This is a genomic window from Synechococcus sp. UW105 (assembly GCF_900473935.1).
Lineage (GTDB): Bacteria > Cyanobacteriota > Cyanobacteriia > PCC-6307 > Cyanobiaceae > Synechococcus_C.
In genome coordinates, this window is sequence record NZ_UCNN01000008.1 from 82,214 (window position 1) to 104,073 (window position 21,860).

Below are 21,860 nucleotides of genomic sequence, written 5' to 3' on the forward strand. Positions count from 1 at the left end.
TGGCGCTGACTTTTTGAAGCCATGGTCACTCGATTCTCCACCAACCCTCTCTAGAAGTACCCATGTCCGAATCCCGCGATCTCTTCTCCCGCCTCGTCAACTGGTTCACCAGCAGCGGCGCTGACAAAGCTCCGATTTCCCGTCCTTCTAATCAACTGGATGGCTTCTCGAAGCTAATGAACAAAATCAGTGGCTGATTAAAGGACCCAATACATTCACTGACCTACCACTCCAAACACCTGAAATCAGCACCTACACCATGAGTGTCACTGCGTCCCAGATGGACTACGTCCTACCTAATGAACTTGTCGACGGCATGATTGGCGCCGGCGGCAAAAAAGCCACTGTCAGCATTAAGAACCTGCTGCTGCGTGGCTTCTATTCCGGAGCGATTCTCGGCCTGGCCGTGATCCTTGCACTGACCGTCGGGATCAAGAGTGGGCAACCCTGGCTCGGGTCATTACTGTTCCCCTTCGGCTTCGCAAGCATCGTGCTGTTTGGCATGGAGCTAGTCACCGGTAACTTCGCCCTCTTACCGATGGCCACCTGGGCAGGTCGCAGCAGCTGGCGCGCCACCTTTCGCAACTGGGCCTGGGTCTGGTTAGGGAACTGGATTGGAACGGCTGTTGTTGCCCTACTCATGGCCATCAGCCTCACAAGCGGCGGCACCGTTGACCCCGCCTCGGCCGCTGATGGTGGTGGCATGTGGCAACAGGTTGCCGCCAAGATCATTGCCCTCAACAAGACAAACGTTGTCACCAAATACGAGAACCTTCAGACTCTCGGCTTCTTCCTCGCCATTCTTCGCGGGGTGATCGCCAATTGGCTGGTGTGCCTAGGGGTCACCATGGCACTGGTGAGCAAGAGTGTTCCTGGAAAAATCCTGGCGTGCTGGCTTCCCATCACTGCTTTCCAATCGATGGGCATGGAGCACATCGTTGTGAATCAATTCCTGCACACTGCGGGACCCATCCTTGGCTCTGGCGTGAACATGGGTCAGGTCTTCATCTGGAACTTTATTCCCGTCACCATCGGCAACATCATTGGTGGCATGGTGTTCATCGGCATGCTCTTCTACAGCACCCACCGCACCAAGGTGGAGAACGTGCTTCCCAACGAGCATGATGACAAGCTGGAGCGTGAACTGGCCGCCGAATTGGGCGCCCGCTGATCACGACTCTGTGAATGAGGTTGCCAATGAAGCCGTTCTTTGGGAGCGGCTTTCCAAAGCATCACGACGGGCTCCTTTAGATCCCGCATGGCTGGGGGAGGTTTACTCCCCCAGCCTTTCTGATGAACTGCGCCATGCCATAGCTGAAAAAATCGGCATGCTGGCCGAACGGGGCTGGCCGCTCATCCAGAAACTGATGGACCAATACGGGCCTCAAGACGAATTGATCATGGCCGCAGGTCTTAGCCATCAGCCTGAAAGCCGTACCTGGCTGATGAAGCACCTCCGCAGCATCGATCCAGAAACAGAACCCGATCGAGCCCTACTGGTGCTGCAGTCACTGGCCTGCTGGGGTGGCGAACTTCCCTTATCCCTGATCGAACAAACGCTGGAGATGCCAGGCATGCATCTGCGTCTGGCCGGCCTGCAGCTGCTCAATTTCCATGCCCATCTGCTCGACGACAGGGAGTTGCTTCGCGTCTGCAACAAGCTACTCAAGGATTTCCGGGATCCCGTTGCGCTGGCAACGATCCGACTGCTGCAACGCCGAAACGGCACCGCGATAACAGAGCGCCTGGCTCAGCTCACCATGGACGGTTCCGACCCTGTGGCAGCCGCAGCCCTCAAGGCGCTCGGTTGTATTGCCACACCTGCAAGTCAGCGATGGTTACTGGAACTCAGTCAGGCTCTGCCGGAAGGAGATCGACGCCAAATGGCATGCAAACAGCTCAAACAGCAATACAGAACCTAATCAAACCCGACTCATTCATCCAACAAAAAAGCCCGGAATAATCCGGGCTTTTGCATGCTCACTCAGCCTGAGATCATCACCATTTCTTGTAAGGTAAGAATTTTCCACACATCGTGATCTCCACACGATCACCCTTGGGATCCTGAACCTTGTCAACATCGAGGGTGAAATCGATAGCACTCATGATGCCATCACCAAACTTCTCCTGAATCACATCCTTGAGAGGCATCCCATAAACCTGCATGATCTCGTAGAAGCGATAGATCAAAGGATCAGTGGGAATCACGGGCTCAAGACTGCCCTTGGTAGGAAACTCTTGAAGAGCTGCCGTGATTGCAGGATCAAGAGAAAGCAAGGATGCCAACTTCTCGGCCTCTTCAGCCGAAGCGGTGGCTTGGCCATAAAACAGCGATGCAATCCAAACCTCATCAAGGCCGAGAGCAGCCTCAAGATCAGCAAAGCTCATGCCCTTGGCTTTTTTGGCAGCCATCAGAGTTGAGGTCACCGTGGCTTGAGACGGAGCTGCCAGAGAGGGAGTCAGCGTGGAAGCAGTCATAAAAACTCAGAGAATGGGGCTGCTGCACAAAAACCGCATCCCAGAGGGGACGTCTCAGCAGTAGACCAAGACTCGTCGCATCCCAAACGCAAAAAAGACACTTTCACTACCAAAAATCACTTCCAGGCAGACTGAATTCTGCAGCAATCGCGACAGCAAGCGATCACCAACTCCTGCACTTTTAAAAGAGGAGATTCTGAACTCATGATCAGATACATTGCTTCCCGATTCAACCGCGCAGATGTTGGCTTGCGCCGATCAAGACCAAGCCGCCTGCGGTTTCCAACTCTGATGATTGAGCGCCTGTATTACGCAGAAGGCCGCCATCACCCAGACCACCCTTTCCATGGCACCCATTCAGGGCTTTGTGCCTGGTAACAACCGCTACTCCCAGGGCTCTGAGGAAAAATAGAGGATCGTTCAAGACTCCATCTGTGCCGGTGCCTCAAGCCAGCCCCACCGCGCAACCAGCAAAGGAGCGCTTCAAGCAGCTGCTCCGCAAAGTGGGAAGTGGTGAGCACACCAGTAAAGGCTTAACCCGGGCCGAGGCCGATGAAGCCTTTGATCTGATGCTCACAGGCCAGGCCAGTGATACCCAAATCGGTGCCTTTCTGATCGCCCATCGCATCCGACGACCCGAGCCGCAGGAATTAAGCGGCATGGTCGACACCTATCGGCGGCTTGGGCCGGAAATCGTTAGTGCGCCTGATCAGCAACGGCCCATCTGCTTCGGCATGCCCTTTGACGGTCGCAAACGCACAGCTCCCCTGTATCCGCTTACCGCCCTGGTGCTGCTCAGCGTCGGCCAACCCGTGGTGTTTCAGGCCGGTGGACGCATGCCCGTCAAATACGGCATCACCGCCTCAGAACTCTTCACCGCCCTTGGGCTGGAACTGGCAACACTGTCTCTTGATGAGGTTCAGAGCGGCTTCCAAAACCAGGGGCTGGCCCTGATCCATCAGCCCAGCCACTTTCCACTGGCCGATCAATTGATCCCCCATCGCGACGACCTGGGCAAACGCCCCCCGATCGCCAGTGCGGAATTGCTCTGGACAGCGCATGCAGGCGAGCATCTGCTGGTGAGTGGTTTTGTGCACCCCCCCACCGAAAGCCGTGCCTGGGAGGCCCTCACCATTGTTGGAGAAGCGGATGTCATCACCGTGAAGGGACTGGAGGGAGGCACCGATCTGCCCATCAGTAGGGCCTGCATCACCGCCCGCATGCGCCAGGGGAAAGCACCTGAACGGCTCATTCTTCATCCCCGCGACCATGGCAGCTTCGGACCCGATCAGGAATGGCAAAGCCTGGAGGTGTGGCAAGACCAGGCGCAGGACGCCCTGCACAACCAAGGTCCTCTGGTCTCTGCCCTGCGCTGGAATGCTGGCGTCTATCTCTGGATGGCCGGCTGGTCAACCAGCCTTGAGGCCGGGCTTGAACTCGCCGAAGCAACACTGAGCCAGGGTCACGCCAGTTCCACCTTGCAAGCGCTGATTCAGTGGAGGGCGTCTGTGGGAGGGTGAGCGATCCCATCAGCCCCGCAGGCCTGAGCACGCGTGAGACGGTTTCAGTTCCCCACCCTGCTAAGCGCCTTCCTCACGCTCCTCAATGACCGGCTGAGTGAAAGCATCTTTCTACCCCTATTGCCACTGCTACTGAAGGATTTCATTAGCAGTGGTACCACCTTGGGGCTGCTCTCAGGCACCTACGCCCTGTCGCAGTTCACTGTCGCCCCACTGATCGGAGCCCTCAGCGACCGCTTTGGGCGCAAACCTGTGATCACCCTTTGCGTCATGGGGTCCGTGCTCGGGATGGGCCTGTTCGCCACCACTCTGAGCCTGCCCTGGCAGCAAATCTGGCCGGGTGCCGCTGCGGCAGGCCTGCCGGTGGCCATCTTGTTCGTGGCCAGAATCATCGACGGCGCCAGCGGAGGCACCGCTGCAACGGCCACAGCCGTTCTGGCCGACATCACAACCCCAGAAAACCGCGCCAGGGCTTTTGGCCTGATCGGCGTGGCCTTCGGCCTTGGCTTTGCCATTGCGCCAGGCCTAGGCGGACTGCTTGGTGACATCAACAAGAGTCTTCCAGCCTGGGCAGCCACTGGCTTCGCCCTGATCAATCTGATCGTCGTCCTTCAGCTGCTGCCAGAAACCCATTCCTTAAAGGCCCGCAAACAGCTTCCGCGCAAACGCGAACTCAATCCCATCACCCTGCTGAGACGCGTGTTCTCCAGACCAGATGTGCGCCGACTCTCGATCGCCTTCTTCGGCTTCTTCATGACCTTCAACGGATTTACCAACGTTCTGAGCCTTTACCTGATCAACAACTTCAACTGGACCGGGGGCATGCTCGGAGCAGCCTTCGCACTTGTGGGCGTGATTGCCATGGTGGTTCAGGGCGGACTGATCGGTCCCTTGGTCAAACGCTTCGGGGAACTTCGCCTCACCCTGTTCGGACTCGCGCTGCTGATGGTGGGATGCCTACTCATTCCTCTTGCCACCCCCATCACTTCCATCCCGGTGGTCTTCACAGCCGTATCCCTGTTGGCCGTTGGCACCGGCCTCGTCACCCCCTGCCTGCGAACTCTCGTCTCCCGTCGCCTCGATCACGACGGACAGGGTGCAGCCCTGGGGGGCCTGCAAGGTCTGCAGAGCCTGGGCACCTTCCTTGGCGCCTCCGCGGCCGGCTTCAGCTACGACAAACTCGGACCGACGAGCCCCTTCTGGTTCGGCGGAATGATGTTGGTAGGAGTCGCTCTGCTAGTGGCGGGCGGCCTACCCAAGCGGGCTCAAGTGCAACAGGGCTAAGGCAGTACACAACACCCCCCAACAGAGATGTGATTGCTACCTTGCCGGCAGCGATCTCCGTTCCTTTCAACACCCTGATGGCAGCACGTTCCCTGGATCCTGATCTGTACATCAACCGGGAACTGAGCTGGATCGCGTTCAACCAAAGGGTGCTGGCTCAGGCGCTGGATCAACGCACGCCATTGCTCGAACAAGCGAAATTCAGCGCCATCTTCAGCAATAACCTCGATGAGTTCTTCATGGTGCGGGTGGCATCTCTGAAGTCGCAAGTTGAGGCCGGGATCAGCACCGCCAGTGCCGATGGCCGAACACCGCAACAACAGCTCAAAGCGATTCGTGCAGAGCTGCTCCCACTGCTGGAGCAGCAACAAAAGCACTACCTCAACTCGCTCAAAACTGAACTGAACAAGCACGCCGTTCAGTTGCTCGATTACGCCCAGCTGAACGAAGGCCAACGCCTCTGGATCGACAACTTCTTTCAAACGGCAATCTTTCCAGTGCTGACACCACTGGCGGTGGATCCTGCCCACCCCTTCCCATTTGTAAGCAACCTGAGCCTCAACGTGGGTGCCCTTGTGGTCGACCCTGACAGCGGGCAACGCCAACTGGCGAGAGTCAAGGTGCCGCAAAAAATCCTGCCCAGATTCGTGGCGATCCCTACAGATCTCAGTGATTCGGATCCTGAACCCGTGCATACCGCCGTACCGCTGGAGCAGGTGGTGGCGTTCAACATCGGCCTGCTGTTCCCAGGCATGACCGTGGAGGGTCACTATTTCTTCCGCGTGACCCGAGACGCAGATCTAGAACTTCGCGACCTCGAGGCCGACGATCTGATGATTGCAATCGAGCAAGGACTGCACAAACGGCGTATGGGCGGTGAGGTGGTGCGCCTAGAGGTGGCCAACCAAATGCCTGGCGACGTCATCGAAATGCTGATGGATGGCATGTCGGTGGCGGAGGACGACCTTTACCGAGTCGACGGCCCCCTAGGACTGGATGATCTGTTCGGCCTCCTGAGCCTTCCCCTCGAGGCGCTCAAGGATGAACCTCTCAATGGACACACTCCGGCAACCCTGGCCAGGGCCCAGCGGGGCATGCTTGAAGACGGCTCCATCAAAGAAGAGGAGTTCGAGAGCATCTTCTCCGTGATCCGGCGCCGCGATGTGCTTCTTCACCATCCCTACGACCTCTTCTCCACCTCCGTAGAGGAATTCATCAATCAGGCAGCGGACGACCCCCAGGTGATGGGGATCAAGATGACCCTCTACAGAACCTCCAAGGATTCACCGATCATCGCGGCCCTCATCCGTGCAGCAGAGCACGGCAAGCAAGTGATGGCCCTTGTTGAACTCAAGGCCCGCTTCGACGAAGACAACAACATCCAGTGGGCCAAGCAACTGGAAAGTTCGGGGGTGCATGTGGTGTATGGCGTGATCGGCCTCAAGACCCACACCAAGATTGTTCTGGTGGTGCGCAAGGAAAAACAGCGACTACGCAGCTATGTGCACATTGGCACCGGTAATTACAACTCCAAGACGTCCAAGCTCTATACAGATCTCGGCTTGCTTTCGGCCAGACCGGAACTAGGCCAAGACCTGGTGGAACTGTTCAACTACCTCACCGGTTTCTCCAAGCAGCAAAGCTTCCGCAGATTGTTGGTGGCACCCGTCACGCTTCGCAAAGGGATTGAAGGACTGATCCGCCGTGAGATCAAGCACGCCAAACAGGGCCATGGTGGCCACATCAAAGCCAAGATGAATTCGCTGGTGGATCCAGCAATCGTGGCTCTGCTCTATGAAGCGTCTGAAGCTGGCGTCGTCATCGAGCTGATCATCCGAGGAATGTGCTGCCTCTACCCCGGCAGAGAAGGAGTGAGTGACAGCATCCGAGTGGTGAGCATCATTGGCCGTTACCTCGAACATTCACGCATCTTCTGGTTCAGCAACAAAGGCGAAGCCGATGTGTATTTGGGAAGTGCCGACTGGATGCCCCGCAATCTCGATCGTCGCGTCGAAGCGGTCAGCCCTGTGGAGGAACCGGAATTACGAGAACAGCTTGAGCGGCTTCTAAACCTCTACCTAGACGACAATCGAGGCGCCTGGGACATGCTCAGCGATGGAAGCTTCAGCCAGCGCAAACCGAGCCGTAAAACCATCCACTCCCAATTGGAACTGACCGACCTTTGGCGTCACGGCCTACCAGCAACCAACACCAACGACAAAACGGAGTCGGAAATCGCTGAATGATTGTGATCGCTGTTACATCACAACACCAGTTCGTGCACTGAAGACACAAAAAAACGCAAAAACGTGGCTGAATTTGGCTTGAGCCAAGCAACATCGACCGACTTTAACTTTGTCCTAGAAAATTACAGATTTGACACAGCTACCGTGCATACACGGTGCTAAGTTGCGCCCAAATCAAATCTCAGGAGGCCAGGGTGATGGGGATCCCTCTGGAATCTGCGGGTGATGCATTGCGCACCACTCCGTCAGAACCTGTTTTGCCGAACACCAAACGTGTTCGCTCAACAGATCAGGGAAAACGTGCTGCCCAAGCAGCGCGGCAGATCAAACAGGCTGGTCGGCTTTCCACTGATTCGATCGGCTATTACCTGAGCAGTATCGGCAGAATTCCGCTGCTCACAGCAGCCGAGGAGATCGAGCTTGCACATCATGTGCAAGACATGAAAGAGCTGCTTGAGACGCCTGAACAGGAACGCACGCCTCGCCAACGCCACAAAATCCGAATGGGCAAGCGAGCCCGCGACAGGATGATGGCAGCCAACCTCCGCCTTGTGGTGAGCGTTGCCAAGAAATACCAGAACCAAGGGCTCGAACTGCTTGATCTCGTTCAGGAAGGGGCTATAGGCCTTGAGCGAGCTGTCGACAAGTTTGACCCAGCCATGGGCTACAAATTTTCCACCTATGCCTACTGGTGGATCCGACAGGGGATGACCCGGGCCATCGACAACAGTGCACGCACGATCCGCCTGCCCATCCACATCAGCGAAAAGCTCTCCAAGATGCGACGCATCTCCAGGGAGCTGTCGCACCGATTTGGCCGCCAACCCAACCGTCTGGAATTGGCCCATGCCATGGGCATCGAACCCCGGGATCTGGAAGATCTGATTTCCCAAAGCGCACCCTGTGCCTCCCTCGATGCCCATGCCCGCGGCGAAGAAGACCGCAGCACCCTGGGTGAGCTGATTCCTGACCCCAATGGCGAAGAGCCCATGGAGGGAATGGACCGCAGCATTCAGAAAGAGCACCTGGGTGGCTGGCTCTCACAACTGAACGAACGGGAACAGAAGATCCTGCGCCTGCGCTTTGGCCTCGATGGAGAAGAGCCTCTGACCTTGGCTGAAATCGGACGACAGATCAACGTCTCGAGAGAGCGGGTGCGTCAGTTGGAAGCCAAAGCCATCCTCAAACTGCGGATGATGACCAACCATCAGCAGGCAGCCTGACATCGTTCAGGCAAGTCCTGCCCATGCAGTGTTGAGCCACCTGGTTGGTGTTGGCGTGATTGCGCTCTGGATGGTCCTGGTGATCATCCTGGCGGTTTTCGCCCGCAAGCAATGGCCGATGCAGCGAGAACTGAGCCGCAAGATCGTGCACATCGGCTCAGGTCCTGTACTGCCACTTGCTTGGTGGCTGCAGATTCCTGCAGTCCTGGCGGTGCCTGTGGCTCTCGGCGTCACCCTTGTGGCTCTGATCAACCATCGCTGGCGTCTGCTGTCTGTCGTTGAGGATGTCGACCGCAACAGCTACGGCACCGTTGCCTATGGCCTGGCAATCACAACCCTTCTTGTTCTGTTCTGGCCGCAACAACCCCAGGCAGCGTGCGCCGGTGTGCTGGTGATGGCCGCAGCGGACGGACTGGCTGGCTTGATCGGACGAGCGCTGCAATCCCCCAGCTGGCGAATCTGGGGGCAAACCAAATCGACCGCCGGCACTGTCACCATGCTGATAGTGAGCCTGCTGGTGCTCACCACACTGGCGATGCTGAGCCCCAGCAGTCCTGGTGCCATCGGTCTGGTGGTGATCAGCTTGCTAGCAGTCGGCCTAGAGCAACTCAGTCGCTGGGGTATCGACAACCTCAGCGTGCCGATCGCCGTCGGCATCAGCTGGCACTGGATGACGCTCTGATCCGCGTCCAAACCGCGGTGCAGACGGTCAGAACTGCAGCATCCGCTCCCAATGACGACTCCAGTCACCATGGCTGCCAAGACCAGCCACCAACACCTGCTCCTGCGGCAGCGTCTGGAGACCAACCTGCCAGCGGCGTATCTGATCGGCCCGCTCCATCCACAAGCCCATCACCTGATGCTGGAGAGCATCACAATCCCAGTGCTGAGAGCTAGCAACCCGCTGGCTCCACTGCAAGAGACCATCCAACTGAAGAGGACGGAACCCCCGGACCCACAGTCCAGTCTGCTGTTCGAGTTCAAACAAGCGCAGGGAATCTCCGAAACCGAAGAAATGGAGAAAGACCACGGACGCAACCTCCATGCGCAATCACCACAATGTAGTAATCAAACAGCAGACAGAACTTCAAAAAGAAGCTATCAACGAGATCCCTTACATGAACGAAATCATTGAGAATCAAGCTGGCACTCTCTAGGTGCAAGTGCCAGATCAGACAGGCACGCGGGATGCAGCCACCGCCCCCGCCAGCTGCTCCAAGAGTTGCGCTGTGGTGTCGATGCTGATGCAGGCATCAGTCACACTCTGTCCGTAGGTCATCGCCGAGCGATCAGCACTGAGCTTCTGGCTTCCCTCAACCAAATGGCTCTCCAGCATCACCCCCATCACATGGGTCGAGCCCTCACGCACCTGATCGGCAACGGCTTCAAGCACGTCTCCCTGACGGCGAAAATCCTTATTGGAATTGCCGTGGCTGCAATCAACCATCAAACGTTCCTGTAAACCAGCCTTGCTCAGTTCAGCGGCTGCATCTTGCACCGCTTCGAGGTGGTAGTTGGTTCCGCGATTGCCGCCGCGCAAAACCAAATGCCCATGGGGGTTGCCGGTGGTGCTGACAATCGAAGCCTGACCACTGTGATTAATGCCAAGAAAATGATGAGGTTTCGATGCTGCCTGCATCGCGTTAATCGCGATGGTGGCACTGCCATCCGTGCTGTTCTTGTAACCGATTGGCATCGACAGGCCCGAGGCCATCTCCCGATGGGTCTGACTCTCGGTGGTGCGCGCACCGATCGCGGTCCAACTAATCAAATCCGCGATGTACTGAGGCACCACGGGATCAAGTAATTCGGTGGCAGTGGGCATGCCATCACGGGCAAGATCGAGCAACAACGACCGCGACAGGCGTAATCCTGTGTTGATGTCATAGGAGCCGTCGAGATGGGGATCATTAATCAGCCCCTTCCAACCAACTGTGGTGCGGGGTTTCTCGAAATACACACGCATCACCACCTCCAGCTCCTGACTGTGGCGTTCACGCAGAGGTGCTAGACGGCTGGCATAGGCACGAGCAGCATCCACATCGTGGACCGAACAGGGCCCGACGATCACCAGCTGCCTCCGGTCCTGACCGCTGAGAATTGCCTGAATGCGCCGACGGGCACCAGTCACCGTCTCGGCAGCAACAGGATCAATCGGCAAATCACCATGAAGCAGGGCCGGGGCCACCAGTGGGCGGGTCTCCACCACATGCAGATCGGAAGTGGTGGTCATACCTCTGGCCGCTAAAAACCCAGGTTACGTAAGCCACCGGATGCATCAATCACCAAAGACGGACCCATCAACAAGAAGAATGGTGGCAGAGCCCACCGTCAGAAGCCCCATCCCGATGCTGAGTGCATACCGCGAAAGCGCCGCCGAACGGACCGCCCAGGGGATCCCCCCCCTGCCGCTCAACGCAGAGCAGACCCAGGCACTCACGGAGCTGCTTCAAAGCCCTCCAGCAGGAGAGGAGAAGGAGCTGCTGCATCTACTCAGTGAACGGATCCCACCCGGGGTGGACGAAGCCGCCTATGTAAAGGCCACCTGGCTGAGTGCCGTGGCCCAGGGCAGGGCCACCAGCCCTCTGATCTCACCGCTGGAAGCCACACGGCTGCTGGGCACGATGGTGGGGGGCTACAACGTGGCGGCCCTGATCGAGCTGCTACTGCACAGCGAGTCAGACCTGGCGGACTGCGCTGCCCAAGGCCTGAGCCGCAGTTTGTTGGTCTACGACGCCTACAACGAGGTGATGGAACTGGCCGCCACCAACCGCTTCGCCAAGCAGGTGGTGGACAGCTGGGCAGCCGGAGAGTGGTTCACATCCAAACCAGAACTGGCCAAGGAAATCACCGTCACCGTGTTCAAGGTGGAAGGCGAGACCAACACCGACGATCTTTCTCCCGCCACCCACGCCACAACCCGCCCGGACATTCCCCTTCACGCTCTGGCGATGCTGGAGACGCGGGACCCCGCTGGCCTTGCCGCGATTGCCGAACTGAAAAGCAAGGGCCACCCAGTCGCCTATGTGGGAGACGTGGTGGGCACCGGCAGCTCCCGCAAATCAGCGATCAACTCGGTGCTCTGGCACACGGGCAACGACATCCCCCACGTCCCCAACAAACGCGCCGGCGGTGTGATCATCGGCGGCAAAATCGCTCCAATCTTTTTCAACACGGCAGAAGACTCCGGTGCTCTGCCAATCGAATGTGACGTCAGCCAGCTCAACAGCGGGGATGTGATCACCATCCGTCCCTACGCCGGCACGATCGAACGGGCCGCCGGAGAGGCAGGCGCCGGCGACATCATTGCTCGCTTCGACCTCAAACCAAGCACCATCAGTGATGAAGTGCGCGCCGGTGGCCGCATCCCCCTGATGATCGGCCGCGCCCTCACCGACAAAGTGCGCAATCAACTCGGCGTGGCTCCCTCCACACTGTTTATCCGACCCTCCGCACCTGCAGACACCGGTAAGGGCTTTACCCTCGCTCAAAAGATGGTCGGCAAAGCCTGTGGGCTTCCGGGCGTGCGCCCCGGCACCAGCTGCGAACCGCTGATGACAACCGTCGGCTCCCAGGACACCACTGGACCGATGACACGGGATGAGATGAAGGAACTCGCCTGCCTCGGCTTCTCAGCCGACTTGGTGATGCAGAGCTTCTGCCACACAGCGGCTTACCCCAAGCCTGTTGATCTACTGACCCAAAAAGACCTGCCTGACTTCTTCGCCCAGCGCGGCGGTGTGGCTCTGCGTCCAGGTGACGGCATCATCCACAGCTGGCTGAACCGCATGCTCCTGCCCGACACGGTGGGAACAGGAGGTGACAGTCACACCCGATTCCCTCTCGGTATCTCCTTCCCAGGCGGGTCTGGCGTGGTGGCCTTCGCCGCTGCCATCGGCGCCATGCCACTCGACATGCCTGAATCGGTGCTGGTGCGTTTCAGCGGCTCACTGCAACCGGGGGTGACCTTGCGCGATGTGGTGAATGCCATCCCCTGGGTGGCGATTCAGAAAGGTCTGCTCACCGTGGAGAAATCGAACAAGAAAAACGCATTCAACGGCCGGATCATGGAGATCGAAGGCCTGCCAGACCTGAAGCTGGAGCAAGCGTTCGAGCTTACCGACGCCACCGCTGAACGCTCCTGCGCCGGCTGCACAATCAAGCTCTCAGAGGCAACGGTGAGCGAATACCTGCGCAGCAACGTGGCACTGCTCAAAAACATGGTCGCCCGGGGCTACAGCGATGCCCGAACCCTGGCTCGACGCATTAAGGCGATGGAGGAATGGCTCGCCAACCCCCAGCTGCTAAGCGCCGATACCGATGCCGAGTATGCCGAAATCATCGAGATCAACCTCAACGACCTCACCGAACCCGTACTGGCCTGTCCTAACGACCCCGACAACGTGAAGCTGCTTAGCGAAGTGTCCGGTGATGCAGTGCAGGAAGTGTTCATCGGCTCCTGCATGACCAACATCGGCCACTACCGCGCCGCGGCCAAGGTGCTCGAAGGCGCCGGCGCCAACAAGGCGCGTCTCTGGGTGTGCCCACCCACCCGAATGGACGAGGACATGCTCAAGGCCGAGGGTTACTACGCCACGTTCGAAGCAGCTGGCTCGCGTATGGAGATGCCCGGCTGCTCACTGTGCATGGGCAACCAGGCCAGGGTCGACGACAACACCACCGTGTTTTCAACCAGCACCCGCAACTTCAATAATCGTCTCGGCAAGGGTGCTCAGGTGTATCTCGGCAGCGCAGAACTCGCCGCAGTTTGTGCCCTGCTCGGGCGCATCCCCACAGCCGAGGAATATCAGCGCATTGCCGCCGAAAAAATCGACCCGCTATCAGCTGAGCTCTATCGCTATCTGAACTTCGATCAAATCGATGGATTTGATGACGAGGGCCGCATCATCAGCGCAACCGACCAGGCTGACGTTCTGGCGAAAGCCTGAAGCCAGCCAATCGTCGTCAATGGTCGTTCTGAGTGAACTGAAACACCGCCGCCATCAACTTGGCTCCAGCCGCAGCATCCGCAGGCTGCTGGAACGCCGCTGGTGGGTCGTGGTGCTGGCGCTCATGCTCACAGGGCTCGGCGCGGCCCTCACAGGTGTGCTCTTTAAGGCGGGGCTCAAGCTGCTGGGCGGCTGGCGACTTGAACTTCTAGCCGATTTTCCCGCCTGGGTTGTGTTACCCAGCCTTGGCGCACTAGGCGGTCTGGTGTCTGGCTTGCTGGTGTCACGGCTGGCCCCTGCTGCAGGGGGCTCAGGCATCACCCACATCATGGGTTTCCTCAAGCACCGTGCGGTGCCAATGGGCCTGCAGGTGGGACTGGTGAAACTTGTGGCTGGGATCGTGGCCATCGGCAGCGGCTTCCCACTCGGACCGGAAGGGCCGGCCGTGCAGATGGGTGGCTCCGTGGCATGGCAGATGGCGCGCTGGTTGAAAGCACCCGTGGCCTTTCGCCGCTTGATCGTGGCGGCTGGCGGCGGGGCCGGCATTGCTGCTGTTTTCAGCGCCCCTATTGGAGGCTTCGTCTACGCCGTAGAGGAATTGCTGCACTCCGCCAGACCGGTGGTGTTGCTTCTGGTGATTGTCACCACCTTCTGGGCCGATGCCTGGGCGGATGTCTTTGGGCTAGTGGGCATCAGCCCCTCCACGGGCGGACTGGATGCCACCCAAGGCTTCCTACTGGAAAGGGAGTACACGCCACTCGTGAGCTTTCTGCCAATCGATCTGGGCTATCTGATCGGACTGGGTGTGGTGGTGGGTGTGCTGGCAGAGCTCTACTGCCGCTACGTGCTGACCATGCAGCGCAAGGGAAACGCCTGGTTTGGTGATCGCTTGGTGCTGCGCATGGTGATCAGTGGTGGCGTGCTGGGCAGCGTGTACGCCTTTCTGCCGGATGCATTTCACAACCTCGAAGGTCTGCAGCATCTGATTGCCGACGGCAAAGTCGACATCCCCATGGCTCTGGGCACCTTCATCGTGCTGTTTTTCAGCACAGGCCTAGCGGCAGCCTCAGGAGCTCCAGGCGGGCTGTTCTACCCGATGCTCACCCTGGGAGGCGCCATCGGTCTGGCTTGTGGCATCTGGGTGGAGGCCCTCACCGGCCACGTGCCCAGCACCTATGTGTTCGCAGGGATGGGTGCCTTCGTGGCCAGCTGTTCCCGTACGCCAATCACGGCCATGTTCCTGGCCTTCGCCCTCACCAAGGATCTGCTGATTCTGAAGCCGCTCTTGGTGGCCTGTCTGGCCAGCTTCCTGGTGGCCCGTCTCTTCGACGACCGCTCGATCTACGAACGCCAGCTCGGCATGGAACTGCTGGAAGAGGATCACTTAGAAGCCCGCCGGGAACGGCGCGGTGGCATCCATCACGCCTGGGAAGGATCGATCCGTCGACGCGCCTTTACAGCGCCTCCTCCGCCTCAACACCCCAAACCCATCCCACCGGAAGACAGTCACTGAAACAGGAAACCCTGCTGTTCAACCCAGCGGTGCCGGAACCCGGTGCCCTGCGCACAGTGCTGGCGTTTCCCAGCACCTACACCGTGGGCATCACCAGCCTCGGCTACCAAATTGTCTGGGCGACTCTGGCGATGCGACCGGACCTGGATGTGCGCCGCCTATTCACCGATCAGGGGGATCGGCCCCACCGCCAGTGCGACCTGTTCGGTCTCTCCCTGAGTTGGGAACTCGATGGCCCGGTCCTGCTTGATCTGCTCGAACAGCAACGCATTCCGATCTGGAGCCATCAACGCAGTGATGAGCACCCGATCGTGTTCGGAGGCGGGCCGGTCCTCACCGCCAACCCCGAACCGTTAGCCCCGTTCTTCGATGTGGTGCTGCTGGGAGATGGTGAAAATCTGCTACCGGCCTTCATCGATGCCCTCCAGGCCGTGAAGGGCCAACCCAGGCAAGAGCGCCTGAGGCATCTCACCACGGTGCCGGGGATCTACGTTCCCGAGTTGCATGCCCCCCGTTACGACCGTGAAGGCACGCTATTAGCGGTAGAACCGGTGGAGGCGACGCTACCCCGCACGATCGCCAAGCAGACCTGGCGTGGCAACAGCCTCAGCCACTCCACGGTGATCACGCCCGAAGCCGCCTGGCCTGACATTCACATGGTGGAAGTGGTCCGAAGCTGCCCAGAGCTCTGCCGCTTCTGCCTGGCCAGTTACCTCACCCTGCCGTTTCGGACCCCATCCCTCGAGGACGGATTAATCCCGGCCGTCGAAAAGGGGCTGACAGCCACCAAGCGATTGGGCTTACTGGGAGCCTCGGTGACCCAACACCCACAGTTCACAGACCTCCTGCAATGGCTAGGGCAGGACCGCTTCGATGATCTGAGACTGAGCGTCAGTTCCGTGCGAGCCGCCACGGTCACACCCGAACTGGCAAGCGTGCTGACCCGGCGAGGCAGCAAATCACTCACGATTGCAATCGAAAGTGGCAGTGAGCGCATCCGACGGGTCGTCAACAAAAAACTGAGCGGCGACGAAATCGAAGCTGCGGCCCGACACGCCAAACAAGGGGGACTGAAGGCTCTGAAGCTGTATGGAATGGTTGGCCTTCCCTGCGAAGACAACGACGACGTGGAGAGCACAGCAGCCCTTCTGCTCCATCTGAAGAAGGGCACACCGGGTCTTCGTTTCACCCTGGGCGTGAGCACCTTCGTGCCCAAAGCCCACACCCCCTTCCAATGGCAAGGAGTGAGGCCAGAAGCGGAGAAACGTCTCAAGCTGCTGGCCAAACGCCTCAAACCCAAAGGCATCGACCTACGCCCCGAAAGTTATGGCTGGAGCGTGATCCAAGCTCTGCTCTCGCGCAGTGACAGGCGCCTAGCACCGGTGATTGCAGCGGTGCGTGGCTCCCAAGAAAGCCTCGGAGGCTGGAAGAAGGCCTACCGAGCAGCCAGAGCCGGCGAACTGCCCCAAGCCCAAAGCGCCGGCGTGAGCCTGCCGCTCCCGCCCAGTTGGGAGTCCGTCGTGCATGAATGCTGGGATTCGAACCAGGTGCTGCCCTGGGAACACCTGGAAGGACCGCTCAGCCGAGAACGGTTGTTGGAGCATCAACAGGAAGCCCTCAGCCTGGGCAGCAACTGATCACAACACCGTCACCGAATCATTGGAGCGAGGTTCGCCGATACGACTGCGCAACCCCGCCAAGAGCATCCAACCGGCAATGTTCAGACGGCTATCAAAGAACGGCATGTCGGTGCCGTGGAGCACCACAACGATCAAAATCGCGGCCCACCAGGCCCGATCGAAGAGGGACATCGAGGCGCAGCGCTGACTGACAACCAACAGTGCCAAAACCAGCCCGACGACCGCGATCGCCACGGGTAAACCATGACTGACGGCAAGCTCTAACGGCAAATTGTGAGAGTGGCCATGCCATTTACCCGTGCGCAACGGGTACAGCACCGAAAAGGCTGCGGCGCCCCATCCCAGCCAGGGACGCTCGCTGATCAGCTGCAATGCCACAGACCACTGGCTGAGCCGAGTGGAGGCGAGTGCCCGCTCCGAGGCATAACGACTATCACTAAGCCGCGACCAAACCGACTCAGGCACCAGGGACCGCGCTGGGTCCTGAAGCAGAGTCGGCACCCCTGGCAGCACCGACAGCACGACGGGCACCAGAGCAAGCGCCAACAACGGCAGAAGCCAAGGCCAGCTCAGCGGCCCCAGCACCAAGGGCACCGCCAACACCAAAGCACCCCAGCCATTGCGCGAATCCGTGAGCACCAGCGCCGCCACGAGGGCCACCACAACGGCCAGAACGAGCAGGCGGCGGCCTCGTTTCAAACCAGGCTGAACCAAAGCCGCCAACGCCAGCGGCCACACCAGGGCCAGCCAGGCAGCAGCGATGTTGGCGTAATCAAACAAGCCCGAGAGCCGTCCCTCCGGTTCTCCACCTGGGGCAACAAACCAAATGATCAAGCCCCCAAGCACTTGCCAAGGTCCTTGCCAGCCCAACCAAAGCTGTCCGAGACCGGTCACCACCACAGGCACCGTGCCGGCCACCAGCCAGAGGGCCATCCGACGACGGGCCTTGGCATCGGCGAGATAGGGCTGGAATCCCCAGAACGCCCAGAAAAAAGGGATCCAGTTGCCCAGACCAGACAAGGCAAGGCCCCCGCTGTAGGCGTTGAAGCAACCCAGCAGCATCAACAGACCAGCAGCAATCAGCGGCCAATTCCAAGGATCGCGCCAATAGGGGCATTCACGGCGCAGGCTGCCAAGCAAAAGGGCAGGGAAGAGCAAGAAGCTCGCCAGCAGTGCACTGGATGGCAAAAGCAGCAAACCCAGCTGAACCAGCAACCAGCCCGCTGGAGAGGCTGCGTCTGGACAGCCCAGCGCAAGGCGCTGGCGCAGACGCTCAAACAACGCGCAGAACTGCACAACGACAGTGCTCATGCAAAAACGGTGCTCATGCAAAAACGGCCGTGCGGCCGCGATACACCATGACCTGACGATGCAGATGCAAATGCACAGCCCTTGCCAGGGCGAGGCGCTCGGTATCACGGCCTTTGCGAATCAAATCCTCCACCTCATCGCGATGGCTCACATGCACCGTCGTCTGCTCAATGATCGGGCCATCGTCGAGGTTCTCTGTCACGTAGTGGGCCGTGGCACCAATCAGCTTCACACCCCGCTGCCAGGCTCGGTGATACGGCTGCGCACCCTTAAAAGCGGGAAGAAAGGAATGGTGGATATTGATCACCGTGGGAAAACGACTGAGGAAATTCGCACTCAGCACCTGCATGTATTTAGCCAGCACGGCGAGCTCAATGCCGTTGCTCTCCAGCAACTCGAGCATGCGCGCCTCCGATTCGGGCTTAGTGGCCGCAGTCACGGGCACGCAAGCAAACGCCACTCCGAATTCCTGACAGAGCGGTTCAAGATCAGGGTGATTGGCCACCACCAAAGCAACCTGCATCGGTAACTCGCCGCTCCGAGAGCGCCACAGCAGATCAAGCAAACAATGGCTCTGCTTGCTGGCAAAAATCGCGACGCGAGGCAAGGCGTCTGAAAAATGCAACTGGGCTTCCCCTCCAAGCCGCTCAGCCAGAGCGCTAACCGCCGGTTCAATCGCCTCTCGAGGCAAACCAAACCCTTGCTGTTCCCATTCCAAACGACTGAGAAACAAGCCCGCTCCTGCATCCGTGTGGTGATCGGCATGGCAAATATTGCCGCCATTGGCCGCAACCCAGCCCGCGAGTTCACTCACTAAGCCAGGCCGGTCCGGACAGATCATCTGCAGGATCACGGAAGGGGAACCCAAAACCAGAACGCATGAACAACCAGTCTCCCAATCACGCTGCAAGCGGGTAAACCCGGTAAAATGCCGCCCATCTCTATGCCCCTGCTTCGTGATGCTGAGCGCCCTGCGTCGCCTCGCCTCGTTCTGCCTCTGCGCCTGCCTTTGCCTGGGACTCGCAGCCCCCGCGAACGCCGCCAAAAGCATCAATCGCACCATCAGCCCCGACGACATGGAGGTGATTCGCCGCAATGCCGAAGGGTTTAAGAATGCCCAGGAGCGTTTGCCCGATCTGGCCAAGCTCGTGAACAAACGCGACTGGACCTTCACCCGCAACCTGATCCACGGTCCGATGCAGGAAGTGGGCCGGGAAATGTCCTACATCAATCAGCGCCTTCTCAAGGACGATCGCTCCGAAGCGAACAAGCTGGCCACCACCCTGAAAGAAGCCCTCGCTGATCTTGACGAATCAGCCCGCCTGCAAGACGGCGCGAAGCTGCAGAAGTCCTACACCTCTGTCGCCACCGGCTTCGCCAACTATGCCCGGGTGATTCCAGAACAGGCCCTGAACTGATCCAAGCACTCTGAGTCACTCCATTGCCGTCATCGGTGCTGGCGCCATTGGGGCTGGCACCGCTTGGTGCTTGTCGCGATCAGGCCACCAGGTTGAACTGATCGACCCAGCACTGGCCCAAGACCCAAGCCGGCATTCCAGTTCCCCATTGACAGGAACATCAGCATCCCTCGGGATCCTGATGGGCCATGTCTTCCGCCGCTCCAGCGGTCGCGCCTGGCGCCTGCGCCGCCGCAGCATGGAGCTCTGGCCTCTCTGGGTGAAGGAACTCAGCTGCCCGGACGAACCACTACTGCTTCAAACTCCTCTGGTGCAGTTAGCCACCACGGATGAGGAGGCTGCACTGCAGCGAAAGCTGGTGGAGGAGCGCTCCCATCTTGGCCTGAGCTTCATCACCGCAGACAGGCTGGCCCTTGAGCACCCTGATTGGCCCAAGTCATCGCATGGTGGATTGCAGTCGGACCACGATGGCCGTTTAGATCCACTGATCCTGCAACGAAGCCTGCGCCGTGAATTACACAGGCTCAGCGTGCCCATGCAGACAGGAGCGGTGGAGACACTCCATCGGGATGGCAACCAATGGCACTTGGAATTGAGCGATGGCAGCCGTACCTACGCAGATACGGTGGTGGTTTGCAGTGGCCTTGCCAGCCAGACACTTCTGGCCCCCTTGGGCCATGCACGAGCCATGGATCCAGTGCTGGGACAAGTGCTCCAACTCAAGCTGCGCAATCCAGATGCACTAAACCCCCACTGGCCAGCAGTGCTGATGAGCCATGGCGTAAACCTGATACGCCATGGGTCCGATCAGCTCCTGCTTGGAGCCACGCTCGAACCCGGTGAAGAACCACTCGAGGCCGCCACTCTGACCATGCGCGCCCTGAATGGACACGCCCCAACCTGGCTGGAGCAGGCTGAGGAGATCGGGCACTGGCACGGGCTGCGGGCCCGCCCGAGTGGTTGTCCAGCTCCACTACTGGAAAAGCTCGAACCCGGTCTGATCCTGGCCAGTGGTCACTACCGAAACGGAGTTCTACTGGCTCCGGCCACGGCCGAATGGGTCAGCAAGGAGATCGACGGCGAGACATCCAAAGCGTGATGCTTACCAAGCCTTAAGCCTGCCTTTACAGAACAAGCAGGAGCTCCAGCTAGATATTGAAACGCGACAAGGATCCGCCACACATGACTCGCTCTCTTCTGACACGCACAGCCGCCAGCCTTCTCGGCATCGGTGCTGCTGTCAGCCTCGTCTCCTGCTCCTCCGGTGGTGATGGCGAAAAGGTGGAAGGTCGCCTCTCAGCAGCCGGCGCTTCTTTCCCCGCAGCGATTTACCAGCGCTGGTTCCAGGATCTTTCTCCTCAGGGCATCAACGTCAACTACCAGTCCGTGGGCTCCGGCGCAGGTGTGCGTCAGTTCACTGCTGGCACGGTGGACTTTGGGGCTTCCGACAAACCCATGAAAGCTGAGGCCATCGCCAAAGTGGAACGTGGTGTGGTTCAGATCCCAATGACCGCAGGCGCCATCGCCGTCGCTTACAACAATCCCGGTTGCGACCTGAAGCTGAACCAGCAGCAACTCGCCAGGATCTTCCTGGGAACGATCAAAAACTTCAACGAGCTCGGCTGCGAAGACAAGAGCATCAAAGTGGTGCATCGCTCCGATGGGTCCGGTACCACTTACAACTTCACCAAGCACCTCGCCGCCATCAGCCCTGACTGGAAGAAGGATGTTGGTGCTGACAAATCGGTGCAGTGGCCCACGGGCGTCGGAGCCAAAGGCAATGAAGGCGTGGCAGCACAGCTGAGCCAGATCGGGGGCGGCATCGGTTATGTCGAGCTGGCCTACGTGAAAGGTGATCTACAGGCCGCCGCTGTTGAAAATGCTTCTGGGATGCAAGTGAAGCCCACCAACGCAACAGCGAGCGAAGCGCTCGGCTCCATCGACCTCGGTCCAGACCTGATCGGTGGCAACCCCAACCCCGAAGGCGGTTACCCAATCGTGACCTTCACCTGGGTGCTGGCCTACGCCACCGGCAACGGAGAGAAGACTCCGATTCTGAAGAAGACCTTCGACTACATGCTGTCCGATGAGTCCCAGTCCAAAGCACCGGAGCTGGGCTATGTCTCCCTGCCTCCAGAAGTGGTGAGCAAAGCCAAGGCCGCTGCCAACTCGATCAGCGAATGATCCAATCAGCCCATCGCTGAGACTGAGGAGGGGGCTTAAGGCCCCCTTTTTTTGCGGTTTGTTTGTTGTGCTGTGTTGTTCAAGAAGTTGAAGG

19 protein-coding genes are annotated in these 21,860 nt (G+C 59.2%); 14 read left to right on the plus strand and 5 right to left on the minus strand.

Features of this window, described 5'->3' with window-relative positions:
* Positions 1-62 precede the first annotated feature (62 nt).
* From DXY16_RS02535 to DXY16_RS02545, 3 genes are all read left to right on the plus strand, one after another.
* Positions 63-197, plus strand: coding sequence for a ferredoxin--nitrite reductase (locus tag DXY16_RS02535; protein ID WP_115019091.1), 135 nt, complete (start codon positions 63-65; stop codon positions 195-197).
* Between the two features lie 83 nt (positions 198-280).
* The gene (locus DXY16_RS02540) at positions 281-1,171 is read left to right on the plus strand and encodes a formate/nitrite transporter family protein (RefSeq protein WP_115119207.1); all 891 of its coding nucleotides are present in this window, start codon (positions 281-283) and stop codon (positions 1,169-1,171) included.
* Positions 1,172-1,181: 10 nt separating this feature from the next.
* Entirely contained in the window at positions 1,182-1,922 is a 741-nt protein-coding gene (locus DXY16_RS02545; RefSeq protein ID WP_244281499.1) for a HEAT repeat domain-containing protein, read from the plus strand.
* Positions 1,923-1,998: 76 nt separating this feature from the next.
* On the opposite strand, the gene cynS is transcribed toward DXY16_RS02545, so the two are convergent.
* Positions 1,999-2,478 carry a cyanase gene (gene cynS / locus DXY16_RS02550; protein WP_170953802.1) on the minus strand — a complete coding sequence of 160 codons (480 nt, stop codon included), beginning with the start codon at positions 2,476-2,478 and terminating at the stop codon, positions 1,999-2,001.
* 440 nt (positions 2,479-2,918) lie between these two features.
* Here cynS and DXY16_RS02555 point away from each other — a divergent pair, with 440 nt between their 5' ends.
* From DXY16_RS02555 to DXY16_RS02575, 5 genes are all read left to right on the plus strand, one after another.
* Positions 2,919-3,998: an anthranilate phosphoribosyltransferase family protein gene (locus DXY16_RS02555; protein WP_115119420.1), complete on the plus strand. Its 1,080-nt coding sequence runs from the start codon at positions 2,919-2,921 to the stop codon at positions 3,996-3,998.
* Between the two features lie 33 nt (positions 3,999-4,031).
* Positions 4,032-5,282 (plus strand): MFS transporter, encoded by a 1,251-nt coding sequence (locus DXY16_RS02560; RefSeq protein ID WP_115119211.1) that lies wholly within the window; start codon positions 4,032-4,034, stop codon positions 5,280-5,282.
* A gap of 77 nt (positions 5,283-5,359) precedes the next feature.
* Positions 5,360-7,528, plus strand: a complete 2,169-nt coding sequence (gene ppk1, locus DXY16_RS02565; RefSeq protein ID WP_115119422.1) for a polyphosphate kinase 1 — start codon at positions 5,360-5,362, stop codon at positions 7,526-7,528.
* Positions 7,529-7,725: 197 nt separating this feature from the next.
* A complete protein-coding gene (locus DXY16_RS02570) occupies positions 7,726-8,751 on the plus strand; it encodes an RpoD/SigA family RNA polymerase sigma factor (RefSeq protein ID WP_115119213.1) in 1,026 nt (341 codons plus the stop codon).
* 31 nt (positions 8,752-8,782) lie between these two features.
* Entirely contained in the window at positions 8,783-9,433 is a 651-nt protein-coding gene (locus tag DXY16_RS02575; RefSeq protein ID WP_244281500.1) for a diacylglycerol/polyprenol kinase family protein, read from the plus strand.
* A 27-nt stretch (positions 9,434-9,460) separates the two neighbouring features.
* Here the strand turns inward: DXY16_RS02575 and DXY16_RS02580 are convergent, their stop codons facing one another.
* Together DXY16_RS02580 and DXY16_RS02585 are read right to left on the minus strand one after the other, a co-directional pair.
* The gene (locus DXY16_RS02580) at positions 9,461-9,796 is read right to left on the minus strand and encodes a hypothetical protein (RefSeq protein ID WP_244281501.1); all 336 of its coding nucleotides are present in this window, start codon (positions 9,794-9,796) and stop codon (positions 9,461-9,463) included.
* A 126-nt stretch (positions 9,797-9,922) separates the two neighbouring features.
* Positions 9,923-10,984, minus strand: a complete 1,062-nt coding sequence (locus DXY16_RS02585) for a 3-deoxy-7-phosphoheptulonate synthase (RefSeq protein ID WP_115119215.1) — start codon at positions 10,982-10,984, stop codon at positions 9,923-9,925.
* Positions 10,985-11,099: 115 nt separating this feature from the next.
* Here DXY16_RS02585 and acnB point away from each other — a divergent pair, with 115 nt between their 5' ends.
* The 3 genes from acnB to DXY16_RS02600 are packed head-to-tail and all read left to right on the plus strand — an operon-like array spanning position 11,100 to position 16,850.
* Complete coding sequence (gene acnB / locus DXY16_RS02590) at positions 11,100-13,700, plus strand: bifunctional aconitate hydratase 2/2-methylisocitrate dehydratase (RefSeq protein ID WP_115119426.1); 2,601 nt, start codon at positions 11,100-11,102, stop codon at positions 13,698-13,700.
* 19 nt (positions 13,701-13,719) lie between these two features.
* The gene (locus DXY16_RS02595) at positions 13,720-15,213 is read left to right on the plus strand and encodes a ClC family H(+)/Cl(-) exchange transporter (protein WP_115119217.1); all 1,494 of its coding nucleotides are present in this window, start codon (positions 13,720-13,722) and stop codon (positions 15,211-15,213) included.
* A 56-nt stretch (positions 15,214-15,269) separates the two neighbouring features.
* Positions 15,270-16,850 carry a radical SAM protein gene (locus tag DXY16_RS02600; RefSeq protein WP_115119428.1) on the plus strand — a complete coding sequence of 527 codons (1,581 nt, stop codon included), beginning with the start codon at positions 15,270-15,272 and terminating at the stop codon, positions 16,848-16,850.
* On the opposite strand, the gene DXY16_RS02605 is transcribed toward DXY16_RS02600, so the two are convergent.
* Both DXY16_RS02605 and purU read right to left on the minus strand, forming a co-directional pair.
* Entirely contained in the window at positions 16,851-18,164 is a 1,314-nt protein-coding gene (locus DXY16_RS02605; protein ID WP_115119220.1) for an O-antigen ligase, read from the minus strand. It abuts the gene before it with no gap.
* A gap of 13 nt (positions 18,165-18,177) precedes the next feature.
* Positions 18,178-19,005 (minus strand): formyltetrahydrofolate deformylase, encoded by an 828-nt coding sequence (gene purU, locus DXY16_RS02610; protein WP_170953813.1) that lies wholly within the window; start codon positions 19,003-19,005, stop codon positions 18,178-18,180.
* A 118-nt stretch (positions 19,006-19,123) separates the two neighbouring features.
* On the opposite strand from purU, the gene psbQ reads away from it, so the two are divergent.
* The 3 genes from psbQ (at position 19,124) to pstS (ending at position 21,766) form a co-directional block, all read left to right on the plus strand.
* On the plus strand, positions 19,124-19,582 hold the full coding sequence (psbQ, locus tag DXY16_RS02615; protein ID WP_115119224.1) for a photosystem II protein PsbQ: 459 nt from the start codon (positions 19,124-19,126) through the stop codon (positions 19,580-19,582).
* A gap of 70 nt (positions 19,583-19,652) precedes the next feature.
* Positions 19,653-20,681 (plus strand): FAD-dependent oxidoreductase, encoded by a 1,029-nt coding sequence (locus DXY16_RS02620; RefSeq protein WP_244281502.1) that lies wholly within the window; start codon positions 19,653-19,655, stop codon positions 20,679-20,681.
* Between the two features lie 83 nt (positions 20,682-20,764).
* Positions 20,765-21,766, plus strand: a complete 1,002-nt coding sequence (gene pstS / locus DXY16_RS02625; RefSeq protein ID WP_115119228.1) for a phosphate ABC transporter substrate-binding protein PstS — start codon at positions 20,765-20,767, stop codon at positions 21,764-21,766.
* Positions 21,767-21,860: the final 94 nt, after the last annotated feature.